Here is a 17,405-nt window from a genome sequence, read left to right on the forward strand (position 1 = left end):
GAACGCCCGACCCCGCATCCGAGCCCAGGTGGGGCCGCGTACACTGGCGCGGGTGTACACCCCGACCACCGAGACGCCGTGAGTGGCGCGGGCGCCCATGAGCGCTACGCCGAGGTCACCGCGGAGATTCTCTCCCGCGCGCCCGAATCCGACATCGACCCCACCCTGGACCGTGTCCGCGCCGTCCTGGACCTGTTGGGTGACCCGCACCGCAACTTCCGGGTCGTCCACGTCACCGGGACCAACGGCAAGACGTCCACCGCCCGGATGATCGACGCGCTGGTGCGCGGCCGGGGCCTGCGGGTGGGCCGCTACACCAGCCCCCACCTGCGGACTGTGCGCGAGCGCATCGTCGTGGACGGGGAGCCGATCTCCCAGGAGCAGTTCGTCGAGGCCTACGACGACATCCGGCCGTTCCTGGAGATGGCCGACTCGATGCACGACGTCCGGCTGTCGTTCTTCGAGATCCTCACCGTGATGGCCTACGCCGTGTTCGCCGACGCCCCCGTGGACGTCGCCGTGGTGGAGGTCGGGATGGGCGGCAGCTGGGACGCGACCAACGTCGTCGACGGGGACGTGGCCGTGGTCACGCCGATCGGCATCGACCACACGGACTACCTGCCCGACACCCTCGACGGCATCGCCGAGGAGAAGGCCGGGATCATCAAGCCGGGGTCGGTCACCGTCATGGCGCAGCAGCCGCTGCCCGCCGCCGAGGTCCTGCTCCGGCACGCCGCCGAGGTCGGGTCCACGGTGGCCAGGGAGGGACTGGAGTTCGGGGTGACCTCCCGCGAGGTGGCCGTCGGCGGCCAGCAGGTCGCCGTCAAGGGCCTCACGGGCACCTACGACAACCTCTTCGTGCCGCTCTTCGGGGAACACCAGGCCAGCAACGCGGCGGTCGCCATCGCGGCCGTCGAGGCCTTCTCCGCCTCCGAGGACGCGGCCGGACTCGACCCCGTGATCGTCGGGGAGGCCCTGGCCGGGATCGACTCCCCGGGCCGTATGGAGGTCGTGCGCACCAGCCCGACCGTCATCGCGGACGCCGCGCACAACCCGGCCGGGATGATCGCCACGGCGGCGGCCGTGGAGGAGGCGTTCTCCTTCTCCAGGCTGGTCGGCGTGGTCGCCATCATGGCCGACAAGGACGTCGAGGGCGTCCTGGAGCCCTTGGAACCGCTGCTCGACGAGATCGTGGTCACCCGCAACTCCTCGCCCCGGTCCCTCGACCCCGCACAGCTGGCCGACATCGCCCGGCAGGTCTTCGGTGAGGACCGCGTGCACCTGGCCGCACGGCTCGACGACGCCATCGACCAGGCCGTGGGCCTGGCCGAGTCGGGCGGCGAGTTCGGCGGAACCGGTGTGCTGGTCACCGGATCGGTGGTCACCTCGGGTGACGCCGTCCACCTGCTGCGCGGTTCCGGCGACCAGTAACCAGACGAAGGGAGAACGCCGTGCGCACACTCTGCGCCGTAGTCCTCGTGTTCGAGGCCATCGTGATCGGCCTGGCGATCCCCATCGCCATCAACCTGGAGGGCGCCGACCCCGCCGTGGCGGGCGGTCTCTGGGGCGGCATGGCCCTGGCCGCGTTGCTGCTGTCCGGGCTCCAGAAGCACACCTGGGCGCACTACGCGTCGTGGGTGCTCCAGGCCGGTTTCCTGTTCAGCTCCTTCATGGTCACCGGTGCGCCCCTGGTCGCGATCGTCTTCGTGTCCCTGTGGGTCGTCGGCGTGATCATGGGCCGCAGGGTCGACGCGATCCGCGCCGCCCACGAGGAGCGGGCCGAGCAGGAGGAGGGCGCGGGGGTCGGCGGGGCCTAGGCCGTGTTTTTTGGATGCTTTCGCTGGTGGCGGCGGAGCCGCCATCGATGCGAGCGGCCTCCAGGCAATCTCTCGCAAGACGATGAGTGAAGCTGCCCCTACTGTGCGCTGCTACGCAAGCTCCGCAGTGTCGCACAGCGGGGGCCCGCCCGGGTTTGGCTGTCCGAGCTTCATCGGCGCAGTGAGAGGCAGCCTGGTGGTCGCGAGCGCGGAATGATCCAAAAAACACGGCCTAGGTTGTGTTTTGTGGTTCGGCTGCGGGGGCGGATGCCGCGCTGTTAGTGATGGAAGCGTGGTTCGACGACACGAGATCACCGATCAGGCCTGGGAAACGATTGCCCCGCTCCTGCCCACCAACCAGGGCCGAGGCGGCCGCTGGCACGACCACAGAACCATGCTCAACGGCATGATCTACAAACTCGCCACCGGATGCCCCTGGCGTGACCTGCCCGAACGCTACGGACCCTGGCAAAGCGTCTACGGCCGCTACCGGCGCTGGGCCCACGACGGCACCATCGACCGAATCCTCGAACACGTCCAGGTCCGTCATGACGCCGTCGGCCGTATCGAATGGGAGGTCAGTATCGATTCGACCGTGGTGCGCGCCCACCAGCACGCCGCCGGCGCACCAAAAAAGGGACCGAGCACAGAACAAAGCAGGACCAAGCACTCGGACGCTCCCGAGGTGGGCTGAGCACCAAGGTTCACCTGGCCACCGACGGGCGCGGACTACCGCTGGCCCTGGTCATCACCACGGGAAACACCAACGACTCCACGGTCTTCGCCCAGCTCATGAACACCATCCGGGTTCCCCGGCCGGGCCGCGGACGTCCCCGTAGCCGACCCGAACGCGTCATCGCGGACAAGGCCTACTCCTCCAAGGCGATCCGGCGGCTGCTGCGCAGCCGCCGGATCGGGTGCACCATCCCCGAGCGCAGCGATCAGAAGGCCTGGAGACAGCGGCGCGGCTCCTATGGCGGGCGCCCGCCCGCTTTCGACCGCGGCGCCTACAAGCGCCGCAACCTGGTCGAACGCTGCATCGGATGGCTCAAGCACTACCGGGCGGTCGCTACGCGCTTCGACAAACTCGCCACGCACTACCGCGCCGGAGCCGTACTGATCAGCGCCCTGTTCTGGCTCAACCACGAACCAAAAAACACAACCTAGGTTCCGTTCGGGCTCTCCCACCGCGCTCCATGGGCAAACGCGATAGTGTGACGCACGTCCGGGCAGACGAACGGCCCCGCCGTCCCCCTGTCTCGTCCCCGAGCCCCGGTCACACACCCGTTCACCCCACCGCGTGCGCTCGCCACCGCGGGCCCAGGCCCCCGCGTGCCGCGCGGGGGTCCCCAGTGAGGAGTTGAAACGCACGTGGAGCGCACTCTCGTTCTCATCAAGCCCGACGGTGTCCGCCGCAACATCGTCGGTGAGGTCATCTCGCGCATCGAGCGCAAGGGCCTGAACCTGGTCGCGATGGAGCTGCGCACGCTCGACGCGGACACCGCCAAGACGCACTACGAGGAGCACGCCTCGCGTCCGTTCTTCGACTCGCTGGTCGAGTTCATCACCGGTGGTCCGCTGGTCGCCATGGTGGTCGAGGGCGAGCGCGCCATCGAGGCCTTCCGTGCCCTCGCCGGCGCCACCGACCCGGTGACCGCCACGCCCGGGACCATCCGCGGTGACTTCGCCCTCGAGGTGCAGAAGAACATCGTCCACGGCTCGGACTCCACCTACTCGGCGGAGCGCGAGATCAAGCTGTTCTTCCCCGACCTGTAGGGGAATCCGGCCCGCGAGGCCTAGTCTTGGTGCCCTGGGGTGCGTACGCGCCCCGGGGCACCTCTCTTTTCTCACCCTTGTCCGGTGACGAGGCAACAATTCGGTGTGTTTGCGTAACGGACTAAGTGCTGACCGTTACGATGCGGGGGACTGGATACCTAACGTGCCGGAACGACCACGTATGGTCGTGACGCACGTCCCCGCCCGACACGGCGCCTCTGAGGACGTTACATGCCCAACAACCTTGCATTTCTCGGCCGGGACATGGCCGTAGACCTTGGTACCGCCAACACACTCGTGTACGTACGCGGACGCGGCATCGTCCTGAACGAGCCGTCGGTGGTCGCGCTCAACACCTCGACCGGCAAGATCGTGGCGGTCGGTATCGAGGCCAAGCAGATGATCGGCCGCACGCCGACCAACATCACCGCCATCCGCCCGCTCAAGGACGGCGTCATCGCCGACTTCGAGGTCACCGAGCGCATGCTGCGGTACTTCATCCAGAAGATCCACCGCCGCCGCCACTTCGCCAAGCCCCGCATCATCGTCGCGGTCCCGAGCGGCATCACCTCGGTCGAGCACCGCGCGGTCAAGGAGGCGGGCTACCAGGCCGGGGCGCGCCGCGTGTACATCATCGAGGAGCCCATGGCGGCGGCGATCGGCGCCGGGCTCCCGGTCCACGAGCCCACCGGCAACATGGTCGTCGACATCGGCGGCGGCACCACCGAGGTCGCCGTCATCTCCATGGGCGGCATCGTCACCTCCCAGTCCATCCGGGTGGGCGGCGACGAACTCGACCAGGCGATCATGACCTTCATCAAGAAGGAGTACTCCCTGATGATCGGGGAGCGCACCGCCGAGGAGCTCAAGCTGGCCATCGGCTCCGCCTACCCCACGGGCGCGGAGGAGCTGCACGCCGAGGTCCGGGGACGCGACCTCATCAGCGGCCTGCCCAAGACCATCGTCCTGTCCGAGTCCGACGTGCGCCAGGCCATCGAGGAACCGGTCACCGCGATCATCGACGCGGTCCGCACCAGCCTCGACAAGTGCCCGCCCGAGCTGTCGGGCGACATCATGGACCGGGGCGTGGCGGTCACCGGCGGCGGCGCCCTGCTGCGCGGCCTCGACGACCGCCTCCTGCACGAGACCGGCATGCCCATCCACGTGGCCGACAACGCGCTCGACTCCGTCGCGGTGGGCTCGGGCACCTGCGTGGAGAACTACGAACGCCTCCACCAGGTCCTCGTACCGGAACGGCGGCGCTGACATGCTCCGCGACTCCACGCGGTCCCGGCTGTTCCTCGCCGTGCTCGTCGTGGCGGCCGTGGCCCTGATGGTGCTGGACGCGCGGTCCGGGAGCAACCCCGTCACCTCGGTCGCCCGGGGCGGCGGCGAACTGGTCTTCGCACCGGCCGCCGCCGGGGTGGGCCTCATCGCCGGCCCCGCCGCCACGCTCTACGAGGGCGTCAGCCAGGGACCGAAGGCGGCCGCCCGGATCACCGAGCTGGAGGCCGCCAACGCCGAACTGGAGTCGGACCTCCAGGCGGCCCGGCTCGACGACGGCCGTTCGGACCAGCTCGACGAGCTCCTGCACCTGTCCGGTCTGGGCGGCTACGAGATCGTCCCGGCCCAGGCGGTCACCCGCACCACCGCGCAGGGCTACGCGCACACCGTCACCATCGACGCGGGCACCGACTCCGGGATCCGACCCGACATGACGGTGGTCAGCGGCGCCGGACTGGTCGGGCGTGTGATCGAGGCCGGGCCCCGGCTCGCCACCGTCAAGCTCGCCACCGACGTCAACTCCACGGTCGGCGCGCGGCTCGAACAGACCCGCAAGATCGGCGCGATCAGCGGCGGCAGCGTCCCGGGCGGCCCCGAGGCCGATCTCACCCTGGAGCTGTTCGACATGGAGGCCCCCATCGACGAGGGGGACCGCGTGGTCACGCTCGGTTCGCACGACGGCGCGCCGTTCGTCCCGGGGGTGCCCATCGGCACCGTCGACGAGGTCCACGTGGCGCCGGGGGCGCTGAGCCGGATCGCCCGCATCACCCCGGCCGTGGACTTCGCGTCCCTGGACATGGTGGGCGTGGTCGTCTCCGGTCCCGCCGAGGACCCGCGTGACTCCGTGCTCCCGCCCAAACCCGATCCCAAGGGGGACCAATGAGGGCCGCAGCGACCCTGCTCATGGTGACCGTCGCGGTGCTCGCCCAGGCCGCCATCGTCAACCGGCTGCCCTTCGAGTGGGGCCCGGACCTCGTCCTCGCCGCCGTGGTCGCCGTGGCGCTGACCACCAACCCGGCGGCCGCCGCCGGATGCGGGTTCGCGGCCGGGCTGGCCATGGACGTCCTGCCCCCGGCCGAACACCCGATGGGCCGCTACGCCCTGGTGCTGTGCCTGGCCGCCTACCTCGTCTCGCTGCTGCGCGCCAACACCGGCCTGGGCGGCGCGGTGGGCAACACGGTCTCCGCGTGGACCGCGCTGGGCATCACCGCCGTCACGGCGGTGGGGGTGGGCCTGAGCTACGCGGCGATCGGCTTCCTGATGGGTGACGCCAACGTCACCCTCGGGGCGGTCGGCGTCCAGGTCGGTGTCGGCGCCCTGCTGACCACCCTGTTCGCGGCCGTGGTCACCCTGCCGATCCTGTGGATACGCACCTCGCTCGCGGAGAGCGACTTCGCCACCATCCAGGGGCCGACCTCTCTGGGAGGGTGGTGACCCGGTGCGCAAGCCGCCCACCAACCCGTCAGTGCCCGGCCGCAGACTCGGCTGGCTCGGACTCTTCCTGGCACAGTTCCTGGTCCTGGCCCTGTTCGCGGTCCTGGTCGCCCGGCTCTGGTACCTCCAGGTGCCCATGGCCGACCACTACCGTGAGCTGGCCGTCTCCAACCACCACCAGGAGCTGGTCGTCCCCGCCACCCGGGGGCAGATCCTCGACTCCAGCGGCCGTGTCGTGGTCAACAACAAGACCGAACTCCTGGTGTCGGCCGACTACCACGAGCTCCAGGGGATGAAGGACGGCGGGGAGAAGGTCCTCAGCGACCTCTCCGGCGTCCTGGACGTCCCCCTGGAGGAGCTCCAGCAGCGCATGCGTCTGTGCGGCCCCGAGGTCCAGCGTCCCTGCTGGCCCGGGTCGCCCTACCAGCCCGTCACCCTCGCCGAGGACGTGGAGGGGCCGATCGCGCTCCAGATCATGGAGCGCGCCGACGACTTCCCCGGGATCACCGCGCAGGCCCAGGCCGTGCGCGAGTACCCCTACGGCGACCACGCGGGACAGATGCTCGGCTACCTCCAGCCCGTCACCCAGGAGGAGCTGGAGGCCCGCGAGGAGCTGCGCACCCAGTTCACCGGAATCGACATGGTGGGCCGTGACGGCCTGGAGGCCGTCTACGACAAGGAGCTGCGCGGCAGCGCGGGACTGCGCACCCTGGGCGTGAACAACCACGGCGAGATCATGGACGTGATCTCCGAGCGCCTCCCCGAGGCGGGCATGCACCTGGTCACCCACATGGACATGAACGTCCAGAAGGTCGCCGAGGAGGCCCTGGCCCGGGGGATGGAGGGCGCCCGGCCCAAGTACAAGGCCGACTCCGGCGCCGCCGTCGTCCTCGACGTCACCAACGGCGGGGTCGTGGCCATGGCCAGCCTGCCCACCTACGACCCCGCCATCTGGGACGGCGGCATCGACCAGGAGACCTTCGACGCCATGCTCAGCGAGGAGGCCGGGGAGCCCCTGCTCTCCCGCGCCGTCCAGGGCACGTACCCGCCCGGCTCCACCTTCAAGGTGTCGTCGCTGTCGGCCGCCGTCGAGAACGGGTACTCGCTGCGCAGCACCTACGCCTGCCCCGGCTCGGTCAACCTCGCCGGTCAGAACTACGAGAACTACGCGGGCGCGGGTCAGGGCAGCATCACCCTGAAGCAGGCGATCATCGCCTCCTGCAACACCGTGTTCTACAACTTCGGATACCAGATGTGGTCGAAGGACGGCGGGCTCCATCCGGACGGCGACCCCGAGGAGGCCATGGCCGACATGGCGCGCGGCTACGGGTTCGGCTCGCCCACCGGTGTGGACCTGCCGTACGAGACCGGTGGCCGCGTCCCGGACCGCGAGTGGAAGCGCACCTTCTGGGAGGAGACCCGGGAGGTCAACTGCGAGCGGGCCGAGTCCGGCTACCCGGACATCGCGGAGAACGACCCGTCGCAGGCCGCCTACCTCAAGCAGCTCGCCCACGAACACTGCGTGGAGGGCTTCGAGTGGCGGGCCAGCGAGGCGATCAACTTCTCGATCGGCCAGGGCGACGTCCTCGTCAGCCCGCTCCAGCTGGCCAGCGCCTACGCGTCCATCGCCAACGGCGGAACCCTGTACGAGCCGCGCGTGGCCAAGGCCATGGTCGCCGCCGACGGGTCGAAGATCGAGGAGATCGAACCGACGGTCAAGAACGAGGTGCCGGTCAGCGACGAGACCATCAAGTACCTCCAGGAGGCCCTGGCCGAGGTGACCACGTCCGGTACGGGTGGCGGCGCCTTCTCCGACTTCCCGCAGGACAAGGTCGCCGTCGCGGGCAAGACCGGCAGCGCCGACGCGCAGGGCCGCCAGGTGTCGTCCTGGTTCGCCTCCTACGCGCCGGTGGACGATCCGCAGTACGCGATCGTCGTCCTGGTCTCCCAGGGCGGTACCGGTGGCGAGACCGCCGCGCCCATCGCCCGCGAGATCTACGAGGGTCTGTACGGCTTCTCGTCCGCCGGTGACACCGAGGACGTGAAGGAGGGCAAGCCGCTGCTGCCGGGCGGCAAGCCGCACACCGAACTGCCGGTCGTCCGCCCGGACGGTTCCATCGAGACGCTGGAGCCCTGATGATCACGAACATGGGCGGTCCGCCCCGGCGCCAGGGCGACCTGGGGCGGACCCTCAGCTCGGCGGCGGGCGGGGCGCGGCGCCTCGACTGGATGCTGATCGGCGCCGTACTGGTGCTCGCCGGACTCGGATCCCTGCTGGTGTGGTCGGCCACGCTGCCGGGCGACGGGGGCGACCCCCTGGAGTCCGTGGACCACCTCGTCCGCCACCTGCTCCACCTCGCGGTGGCCGTGGCGGTGTGCCTGGTCGTCGCGGCGGTGGACTACCGGACGGTCCGCGCCTACGCGCCGATCGTCTACGGGTTCACCGTGGTCTCCCTCGTCCTGGTGCTCACACCGCTGGGCGCGGTGATCAACGGTTCGCGCGGCTGGATCGTGATCGGCGGCTTCCAGTTCCAGCCCAGTGAGCTGGCCAAGGTCGGTCTGATCCTGGTCCTGGCCACCCTGCTCGGTGAGCCCCGGGACGGCGAGACCCGGCCGATGACCAGGGACGTGCTGTTCTGCCTGCTGGTGATGGCGGTCCCGCTCGGTCTCGTCATGCTCCAGCCCGACCTGGGGACCAGCCTGGTCCTGTGCGCGATCTTCCTCGGGATGCTCACCCTGTCCGGGGCTCCGGTCACCTGGGTGGCGGGCATGCTCTCCTGCGGCGCGCTGGCGGTGCTGGCCGTGTGGTGGTTCGAGCTGTTGGAGCCCTACCAGGTGGACCGGATCGCGACCCTGATGGACCCGGCGGCCGACCCGCAGGGCGCGGGCTACAACTCCGCGCAGGCGCTGATCGCCGTGGGGTCGGGGGGCTTCGACGGTACAGGGCTGTTCCAGGGGGAGCAGACCCACGGCCGGTTCGTCCCCGAGCAGCACACCGACTTCATCTTCACGGTGGCGGGGGAGGAGCTGGGGTTCCTCGGCTCCGGGGCGATCATCGTGCTGTTCGCCGTGGTGATCTGGCGGATCCTGCGCATCGCGCGGGGCTGCGACCAGCCCTATCCGCGCCTGCTGTGCGTGGGGGTGGCCTCCTGGTTCGGCTTCCAGGCCTTCATCAACATCGGGATGGGCCTGGGCATCCTGCCGGTGACCGGGCTGCCGCTGCCGTTCGTGTCCTACGGCGGTACGGCGATCCTCGCCAACATGCTCGCCCTGGGCCTGGTACTCGGTGTCAACTCCCGGGACCGCGGCTTCGAGTTCTGATCCGCGACGCGCCCCGGACCGGGCCTGTGGACGACCGGTCCGGGGGCCTTCGGACGGCTAACCTGGTGTGATCCAGCCAGACACGATGTCCGCCGATCGAAGGCCCACACCATGTCCGTCGAAAGCCTCTTCCCGCGCCTCGAAGCCCTGCTCCCTCAGGTGGGCAAGCCGATCCAGTACGTGGGCGGTGAGCTCAACTCCGTGGTCAAGCCCTGGGACTCCGCGCGGGTGCGCTGGGCGCTGATGTACCCGGACGCCTACGAGGTGGGCGTGCCCAACCAGGGCGTGCAGATCCTCTACGAGGTCCTCAACGAACGCGAGGGCGTGCTGGCCGAGCGCGCCTACGCGGTCTGGCCGGACATGGAACGGCTGATGCGTGAGCACGGCGTTCCCCACTTCACCGTGGACTCGCACCGGCCGATCCGCGCCTTCGACGTGCTCGGCCTGAGCTTCGCCAGCGAGATGGGCTACACCAACATGCTCACGGCGCTGGATCTGGCCGGGATCCCGCGCCGTTCCGCCGACCGCACGGAGGAGGACCCGGTCGTCCTGGCCGGGGGCCACTCCGCGTTCAACCCCGAGCCCATCGCCGACTTCCTGGACGCCGTGGTGCTCGGGGACGGCGAGGAGATCACCCTCGCCATCACCGAGATCATCCGCGAGTTCAAGGAGGAGGGCGCGCCCGGCGGGCGCGACGGCCTCCTGCTGAGGCTGGCCGCCACCGGCGGGGTGTACGTGCCGCGCTTCTACGACGTGGCCTACCACGACGACGGACGGATCGCCGGGTACGCGGCCAACCGCCCCGGCGTCCCGGACACCGTGCAGAAGCACACCGTGATGGACCTGGACCGGTGGCCGTACCCGAAGCGGCCCATCGTCCCCACCGCGGAGTCCGTGCACGAGCGGTACAGCGTGGAGATCTTCCGGGGCTGCACGCGCGGCTGCCGGTTCTGCCAGGCCGGGATGATCACCCGGCCGGTGCGCGAGCGCAACAAGGAGACCGTCCAGAAGATGGTGGAGGAGGGTGTGCGGGCCTCCGGTTTCCAGGAGGTCGGCCTGCTCTCGCTCTCCAGCGCGGACCACAGTGAGATCGGTGACATCGCGAAGAACCTGGCGGACCACTACGAGGGCACCAACACCGGTCTGTCGCTGCCCTCCACCCGCGTGGACGCCTTCAACATCGACCTCGCCAACGAGCTCACCCGCAACGGCCGACGCTCGGGGCTGACCTTCGCCCCCGAGGGCGGCAGCGAACGCATGCGCCGGGTGATCAACAAGATGGTCACGGAGGAGGACCTCATCCGCACCGTCACCGCCGCCTACGCGGCCGGGTGGCGCCAGGTGAAGCTGTACTTCATGTGCGGGCTGCCCACCGAGGAGGACGAGGACGTCCTGGCCATCGCGGACCTCGCCACCGAGGTCATCCGGACCGGCCGCGAGGTGACCGGGCGCAGGGACATCCGCTGCACGGTCTCCATCGGCGGGTTCGTCCCCAAGCCGCAGACCCCGTTCCAGTGGGCGGCCCAGACCTCCCACGAGGAGGTGGACGCCCGGCTGCGCAAGCTGCGGGACCGCCTGCGAGGGGACCGTAAATACGGGAAGTCCATCGGGCTGCGCTACCACGAGGGGCGCCCGTCGATCATGGAGGGACTGCTGTCCAGGGGCGACCGCCGGGTCGGCCGGATCGTCGAGGAGGCCTGGCTCGCGGGCGGCAGGTTCGACGGCTGGAGCGAGCACTTCTCCTACGACCGCTGGATGAGGGCGGCCGAGTCCGGGCTGGCCGGGACCGGGGTGGACGTGGACTGGTTCACCACCCGCGAGCGCGACGAGGACGAGGTCCTGCCCTGGGACCACCTGGACGCCGGGCTGGACCGCTCGTGGCTCTGGCAGGACTGGCAGGACTCGCTGCACGGCGAGGAGTCCCTGGAGATCGACGACTGCCGCTGGAACCCCTGCTACGACTGCGGGGTGTGCCCCACCATGGGCACCGAGATCCAGATCAACGACGACGCCGGGGGCCGCCCCATGCTGCCGCTGACCGTGGTCTGAGTGCGGAGGGGGGCCGGTCCGGCCGGGGGTGGGACCGGCCCCCAGAGGGGCGGGAGAGGTCGGGTGTGCACCGGGACGGCTCCCGGGAACCGGGGCAATCCGTGTGCGATGGGGGGAAAGGGAGTAGGATTCGCGCGCCGGGCGCTCTCTGCCGTGTCCTCGACCCCGTCGTGTGCCACTGGCACCGGGGGAGTGTCCGGGGAGGAAGGTGTACGGCCCGGCGCCCCGCTCGCGCCGGGCCGTACGTGAAGTAAGACTCGCGGGGGATACCGGGGGTTGCCATGGTTGCGGGATTTCTTTGGATTTTTTTTCCGGACCCCTGTGTTCTCGTGGTGAACGCCGGTTCAACACCGCTCGGACCCGGTCGGGACTTTTCGATCGGGGGCCGTCGGGGGAGGTACCGGTATGCGTGTCCCGCTTGGCGCGTGTGCACTTCGGCGCACCGTACGCTGAACAGGACGAGGAACAGCCCCTGAGGGCCGCCACAGGCGGCCCGGAACCCAGGGGGCACTGAGGAAAGGAGTTGAGCTGCCCCCCGCACACGAGGGCACCACCTCACCCTCCACCGCCAACCCCGGCCAAAGGCTGCGCGTCCGCTACGCGAAACGCGGACGCATGCGCTTCGCGAGCCACCGCGACATCGCCCGGGCACTGGAGAGAGCCCTGCGCAGGGCCTCGGTTCCCGTGGCCTTCTCCGCTGGCTTCTCACCACACCCCAAGGTCTCCTACACCGGCGCGGCCCCCACCGGGGTCGCCAGCGAGGCGGAGTATCTTGAGCTGACCCTGGCCGAGGCACGCCGACCCGAACAGGTCAGGACCGCGATCGACGCGGCGATGCCCGACGGGATCGACGTGCTCGAGGTCGTCGAGGCCCGCACTCCGGGCCTGGCCGACCGGCTTGAGGCCTCCCAGTGGCGCGTGGAGATGGCGGACGTCGACCCCGACGACGCCGCCAGGGCGGTGGCCACCTACCTGGCCGCCGAGAGCGTGGAGGTGGAACGGATGACGAAGAAGGGCCGACGCCGCTTCGACACCCGCCCGGCCGTCCTCGATATCGACGTGTGTCACCGATCCCTCGGGCGCGTCCCACGGGACCGACACGCGACATATGCCATACTTCGAATGGTCATACGGCACACGACACCTGCTGTACGACCAGACGACGTGCTGACCGGCCTCCGCCAACTGGCCGACCTCGCGCCGCCGTCATCACCGACGATGACCAGGCTGGCGCAGGGGCCACTGGACGAGGCGACAGGTGTGATCGCTGATCCGTTCGACGCGGACCGACCCGTAGTTCCCGTGACTGGGCGCACCGGGGCCGCGCACGACCAGAAGAACGATCGACGCACCCGCTCACCACGGACGTCATCGCCCATGACGGGACCTTCGTCATGAAGGGCCCCAAGGCGGGGAAACATGGGCGAAACCACAGGACTTTGCCCCGACGGCACACCAGTGTCGTCGGCGCTGACACAGCGACGACAGCTCTCGTGAGCCGCGCCACCGACCGATGAGGTCGCGGTGCGCCCGAGCGCTTTGACGGGAGACCGCCCGGATGCTCGAGAACGAGCCCAACAACGGTGCCGAAGGCGCCGCGGGTACAACTGAAACAACCGAGAACACGGCGGCGGCGCCCCCTGCGGGGGACGGCGCGGTGCGGGTGACCACACCCGCGCCCGCCAAGGGCGCTCGCCGCGCGGCAGGACCACCCCCCGAGCCGGACGACGTCTTCTCCGCGCCCACCGCGCCGGTCACCAAGCTGGCCGGTACCGGTGAGGTCGGCACGGTCAACACCTCCGTGTCCACCGCGAGCTCCCGTAAGCGCACCGTGCGCGCCGCGGGCCGCCCCGACGACGCCCCCGCCGCCCCGCAGCGACGGAGCCGGGGCCGCGCCACCGCCGCGAAGGCGAGCGCGCCCGCACCGGAGGTCGTCGAGACGGCCGAGGCCGAACGCCCCGCCGAGCCCGAGGGCGACGCCAAGGAGACCAAGGAGAAGGAGACGGGTCGCGGCCGTACGCGCGGTCGGACCCGCACCCGTTCCACCAGGACCGTCGAGGCCCCCGCCCCGGAGGCCGTCGAGGAGCCCGAGGAGACCGAGGAGGCACCCGCCGAGACCGGCGGCGCCGTCTTCCAGCCGCCCGGCGGCATGCTCTTCCAGCCCCCGGTCGCCAGCGCGCCCGTACAGACCAAGCCCAAGGCCGCGCCGGTCGTCGAGGACGACGCCGACGTGGACGAGGACGACACCGAGGACGAGTCCACCGAGGCACCCGCCGAGGAGACGGGCTCGGACGAGCGCCCCAGCCGTCGCCGTCGCCGTCGTGGTGGCCGTGGCCGCGGCCGCTCGCGCGGTGGCGAGGACGCGGACAACGACGACGCCCAGGGCGACTCCGGCCCGTCCGAGGACGACGGCAGGGACCAGCGCGGGGACGACCGTGCCGCCGCCGAGGAGGACGACTCCGAGGACGAGTCCGGTGACGACTCCGCCGACGGCGAGCGCGGCAGCAGCCGTCGCCGTCGCCGCCGTCGTCGGCGTTCGGGCTCCGGTGGCGACTCCACCAACGACGACCCGCCGAACACCGTGGTCAAGGTGCGCGAGCCGCGCCAGGAACGGCCCATCGAGAACGAGGTCCAGGCGGTCCGGGGCTCCACCCGGCTGGAGGCCAAGAAGCAGCGCCGCCGCGAGGGGCGCGAGCAGGGCCGCCGCCGCGCGCCCATCGTGACCGAGTCCGAGTTCCTGGCCCGCCGCGAGGCGGTCAAGCGCGACCTGGTCGTGCGCCGGACCGGTGACCGCACCCAGATCGCCGTCCTCGAGGACGACATCCTGGTCGAGCACTACGTGGACCGCGCCACCCACCGCTCCTACGTGGGCAACGTGTACCTGGGCCGGGTGCAGAACGTCCTGCCGTCGATGGAGGCCGCCTTCGTCGACATCGGCAAGGGCCGCAACGCCGTGCTGTACGCGGGCGAGGTCAACTGGGACTCGTTCGGCCTGGACGGCCAGCCCAAGCGCATCGAGTCGGTGCTCAAGTCCGGCCAGTCGGTCCTGGTGCAGGTCACCAAGGACCCGGTCGGCCACAAGGGCGCCCGCCTGACCAGCCAGATCAGTCTGCCCGGCCGCTACCTCGTGTACGTGCCCGGCGGTTCGATGACCGGCATCAGCCGCAAGCTCCCCGACAAGGAGCGCGCGCGCCTCAAGACCATCCTCAAGAAGGTGATGCCCTCCGGCGCCGGCGTGATCGTGCGCACGGCCGCCGAGGGCGCCAGCGAGGAGGAGCTGGAGCGCGACATCACGCGTCTGGCCAAGCAGTGGGACTCGATCAAGCGCAAGTCCAAGTCGGCCAACGCGCCGTCCCTGCTCAACAGCGAGCCGGACCTGACGGTGCGCGTGGTGCGCGACGTCTTCAACGAGGACTTCTCCAGCCTGGTCGTCTCCGGCGACGAGGCCTGGACCACCGTCCACGAGTACGTGGACTACGTGGCGCCCAACCTCTCCGAGCGGCTGTCGCACTGGGGCGAGGACCGCGACGTCTTCTCCGCGTACCGGATCGACGAGCAGATCAACAAGGCCCTGGAGCGCAAGGTCTGGCTGCCCAGCGGCGGTTCGCTCATCATCGACCGCACCGAGGCCATGACCGTGGTCGACGTCAACACCGGCAAGTTCACCGGTCAGGGCGGCAACCTCGAGGAGACGGTCACCAAGAACAACCTGGAGGCGGCCGAGGAGATCGTCCGCCAGCTCCGCCTTCGTGACATCGGCGGCATCATCGTCATCGACTTCATCGACATGGTGCTGGAGTCCAACCGCGACCTGGTGCTGCGTCGGATGCTGGAGTGCCTGTCCCGGGACCGGACCAAGCACCAGGTGGCCGAGGTCACCTCGCTCGGGCTGGTCCAGATGACCCGTAAGAGGGTCGGCCAGGGCCTGCTCGAAGCCTTCTCGCACACCTGCGACCACTGCAACGGCCGCGGCCTCCTGCTCTCCAGCGACCCGGTGGAGAACAAGGGCGGCGGCGGTGGCGGCACCGGCGGACGCAAGAAGAAGAAGGGCAAGGGCGACGCCGAGTCGTCCGGGGACAAGGCGTCCTCGGGTGACAGGGACACCTCCGGCAAGGCGGACCAGCAGGACGGCGACGACCGTCCGGCTGGCGGCGAGGAGAACGCCGACCAGGCCGTCGAGCAGGAGGAGAAGCCCGCCAGGGCCGCGAAGGCGGAGAAGACCACCAGGAAGCGCGGCCGCAAGGCCGCGGAGCCGGTGGCCGCCGACGCCGACCAGGCCGAGGCCGCCCCGTCCGGCGAGGCCGAGTCCGCTCCGGCGGAGGCCGAGGCCCCCGCCGCCGAGGAGGCCGCTCCCGCGAAGAAGACGCGTAAGCGCTCCTCCCGCGCGAAGAAGGCCGCCGAGCCCGTGGAGGCGGCCGAGGGGTCCGCTCCGGAGGACAAGCCGGCTGAGGAGCCCTCGGAGGCCCCCGTGGCCGAGGAGGCCCCCGCCAAGAAGACCCGTCGGCGCACCAGCACCCGCAAGGCGGCCCAGGCCGACAGCGGCGAGGGTGAGCAGACGCGGGCGAGCGGTGCCGAGCAGGTCTCGGACACCGACGCCACCGAGACACCCGCCACCTCTGACGGTGACGCCGACGGCGCCACCGAGCGGCCCAAGCGCCGCCGTACCCGGCGGACCAAGGCGGCGGTGACCTCACAGACCAGTGAGTCCACCGCGGTCGACGCCGGCTGACCAGCGGTCGAGGCGGGACAGCAGCCTGGTCCGGACCCGGTTTCGAACGGGTCCGGACCAGGGGTACGTGTGCGGGCCTGTGTCGGGTCGGTGGTAATCTGATGGACGGTGCGTCGGCGCGCCCCAAATGTTCGCGCGCCCCGAGACCGCAGTGCTCTCCACCAAGGGGTTTGTTTCCCTCAGATCCCCGCGCCCCGCTACAGGCGATTCGTGGATCGTGGCATCACGGTCATGAGTGAGCGCATTATTCGTTGAGCGAGCAGGAAGAGAGTTACCCGGTGTACGCGATCGTGCGAGCGGGCGGCCGACAGGAGAAGGTGTCTGTCGATGACGTCCTGAACATCGACAGGGTCTCCGACGAGACCGGCGCCACCCTCACGTGGCAGCCCATCCTTGTGGTCGACGGTGACAACGTCATCAGCGAGGCCGACAAGCTGAGCGGCTACACGGTCACCGCCGAGGTCCTCGGCGAGACCAAGGGCCCCAAGATCAACATCCTGAAGTACAAGAACAAGACCGGTTACAAGAAGCGCCAGGGTCACCGCCAGAAGCACACCCAGGTGCGCGTCACCGGCATCGCGGCGAAGTAGGAGGCCTGGAGAAATGGCACATAAGAAGGGCGCTTCGTCCAGCCGTAACGGTCGTGACTCGAACGCCAAGCGCCTCGGCGTGAAGCGCTTCGGCGGTCAGTCCGTCTCGGCCGGTGAGATCCTGATCCGTCAGCGCGGCACCAAGTTCCACCCCGGTGCCAACGTTGGCCGTGGCGGCGACGACACGCTGTTCGCGCTGGTCGATGGCGAGGTCAAGTTCGCCAACTTCCGCGGTCGCAAGGCCGTCAACATCGTTCCGGTCGCCGCCGAGTAGGCTGCGCCGGCAACAGCGGTTCTTCGGGGGCGGGCCAGGGAACACTGGCCCGCCTCTCGCGTTGTCACTGGTGACGCGTGAGGAGTACCGGTCCCCGCCAGGTGGTGGGGGCCGCATGAGTAACGGGGAGA

14 protein-coding genes are annotated in these 17,405 nt (G+C 70.2%); all 14 read left to right on the top strand.

Going from position 1 to position 17,405, the window contains the following annotated elements; all coding sequences use genetic code 11:
* Positions 1 to 78: 78 nt before the first annotated feature.
* The 14 genes from AC0VYM_RS07410 to rpmA all read left to right on the top strand — a co-directional run bounded on the left by AC0VYM_RS07410 (position 79) and on the right by rpmA (position 17,274).
* Entirely contained in the window at positions 79 to 1,431 is a 1,353-nt protein-coding gene (locus AC0VYM_RS07410; protein ID WP_475460435.1) for a bifunctional folylpolyglutamate synthase/dihydrofolate synthase, read from the top strand.
* A gap of 20 nt (positions 1,432 to 1,451) precedes the next feature.
* Positions 1,452 to 1,817: a DUF4233 domain-containing protein gene (locus AC0VYM_RS07415; protein WP_475460437.1), complete on the top strand. Its 366-nt coding sequence runs from the start codon at positions 1,452 to 1,454 to the stop codon at positions 1,815 to 1,817.
* A 292-nt stretch (positions 1,818 to 2,109) separates the two neighbouring features.
* Positions 2,110 to 2,984, top strand: a protein-coding gene (locus AC0VYM_RS07420) for an IS5 family transposase (RefSeq protein WP_475455515.1) whose coding sequence is annotated in 2 segments (ribosomal slippage) — positions 2,110 to 2,476 and positions 2,476 to 2,984 — 876 coding nt in all. Because the reading frame shifts where the segments join, the coding sequence is not laid out codon by codon here.
* A 204-nt stretch (positions 2,985 to 3,188) separates the two neighbouring features.
* Positions 3,189 to 3,593 carry a nucleoside-diphosphate kinase gene (ndk, locus tag AC0VYM_RS07425; protein ID WP_049565932.1) on the top strand — a complete coding sequence of 135 codons (405 nt, stop codon included), beginning with the start codon at positions 3,189 to 3,191 and terminating at the stop codon, positions 3,591 to 3,593.
* Between the two features lie 231 nt (positions 3,594 to 3,824).
* Positions 3,825 to 4,859 (top strand): rod shape-determining protein, encoded by a 1,035-nt coding sequence (locus AC0VYM_RS07430; RefSeq protein ID WP_026129377.1) that lies wholly within the window; start codon positions 3,825 to 3,827, stop codon positions 4,857 to 4,859.
* A 1-nt stretch (position 4,860) separates the two neighbouring features.
* Positions 4,861 to 5,760 carry a rod shape-determining protein MreC gene (gene mreC, locus AC0VYM_RS07435; protein ID WP_475460440.1) on the top strand — a complete coding sequence of 300 codons (900 nt, stop codon included), beginning with the start codon at positions 4,861 to 4,863 and terminating at the stop codon, positions 5,758 to 5,760.
* Positions 5,757 to 6,311, top strand: a complete 555-nt coding sequence (gene mreD, locus AC0VYM_RS07440) for a rod shape-determining protein MreD (RefSeq protein ID WP_475460442.1) — start codon at positions 5,757 to 5,759, stop codon at positions 6,309 to 6,311. The genes mreC and mreD overlap by 4 nt, the downstream gene beginning before the upstream one ends.
* A gap of 4 nt (positions 6,312 to 6,315) precedes the next feature.
* Positions 6,316 to 8,448 carry a penicillin-binding protein 2 gene (gene mrdA / locus AC0VYM_RS07445; RefSeq protein WP_475460444.1) on the top strand — a complete coding sequence of 711 codons (2,133 nt, stop codon included), beginning with the start codon at positions 6,316 to 6,318 and terminating at the stop codon, positions 8,446 to 8,448.
* Positions 8,448 to 9,632: a rod shape-determining protein RodA gene (gene rodA / locus AC0VYM_RS07450; RefSeq protein WP_475460446.1), complete on the top strand. Its 1,185-nt coding sequence runs from the start codon at positions 8,448 to 8,450 to the stop codon at positions 9,630 to 9,632. Before mrdA ends, rodA begins: the two co-directional genes overlap by 1 nt.
* 111 nt (positions 9,633 to 9,743) lie before the next feature.
* A complete protein-coding gene (locus AC0VYM_RS07455) occupies positions 9,744 to 11,681 on the top strand; it encodes a TIGR03960 family B12-binding radical SAM protein (RefSeq protein ID WP_475460447.1) in 1,938 nt (645 codons plus the stop codon).
* A 615-nt stretch (positions 11,682 to 12,296) separates the two neighbouring features.
* Positions 12,297 to 13,079, top strand: coding sequence for a TIGR03936 family radical SAM-associated protein (locus AC0VYM_RS07460; RefSeq protein ID WP_475460449.1), 783 nt, complete (start codon positions 12,297 to 12,299; stop codon positions 13,077 to 13,079).
* Positions 13,080 to 13,239: 160 nt separating this feature from the next.
* Positions 13,240 to 16,410, top strand: a complete 3,171-nt coding sequence (locus AC0VYM_RS07465; protein ID WP_475460451.1) for an Rne/Rng family ribonuclease — start codon at positions 13,240 to 13,242, stop codon at positions 16,408 to 16,410.
* 278 nt (positions 16,411 to 16,688) lie between these two features.
* On the top strand, positions 16,689 to 17,000 hold the full coding sequence (rplU, locus tag AC0VYM_RS07470) for a 50S ribosomal protein L21 (RefSeq protein ID WP_017545212.1): 312 nt from the start codon (positions 16,689 to 16,691) through the stop codon (positions 16,998 to 17,000).
* A 13-nt stretch (positions 17,001 to 17,013) separates the two neighbouring features.
* A complete protein-coding gene (gene rpmA, locus AC0VYM_RS07475; RefSeq protein ID WP_475460453.1) occupies positions 17,014 to 17,274 on the top strand; it encodes a 50S ribosomal protein L27 in 261 nt (86 codons plus the stop codon).
* Positions 17,275 to 17,405 lie beyond the last annotated feature (131 nt).

The organism is Nocardiopsis sp. iso_237, assembly GCF_056173345.1.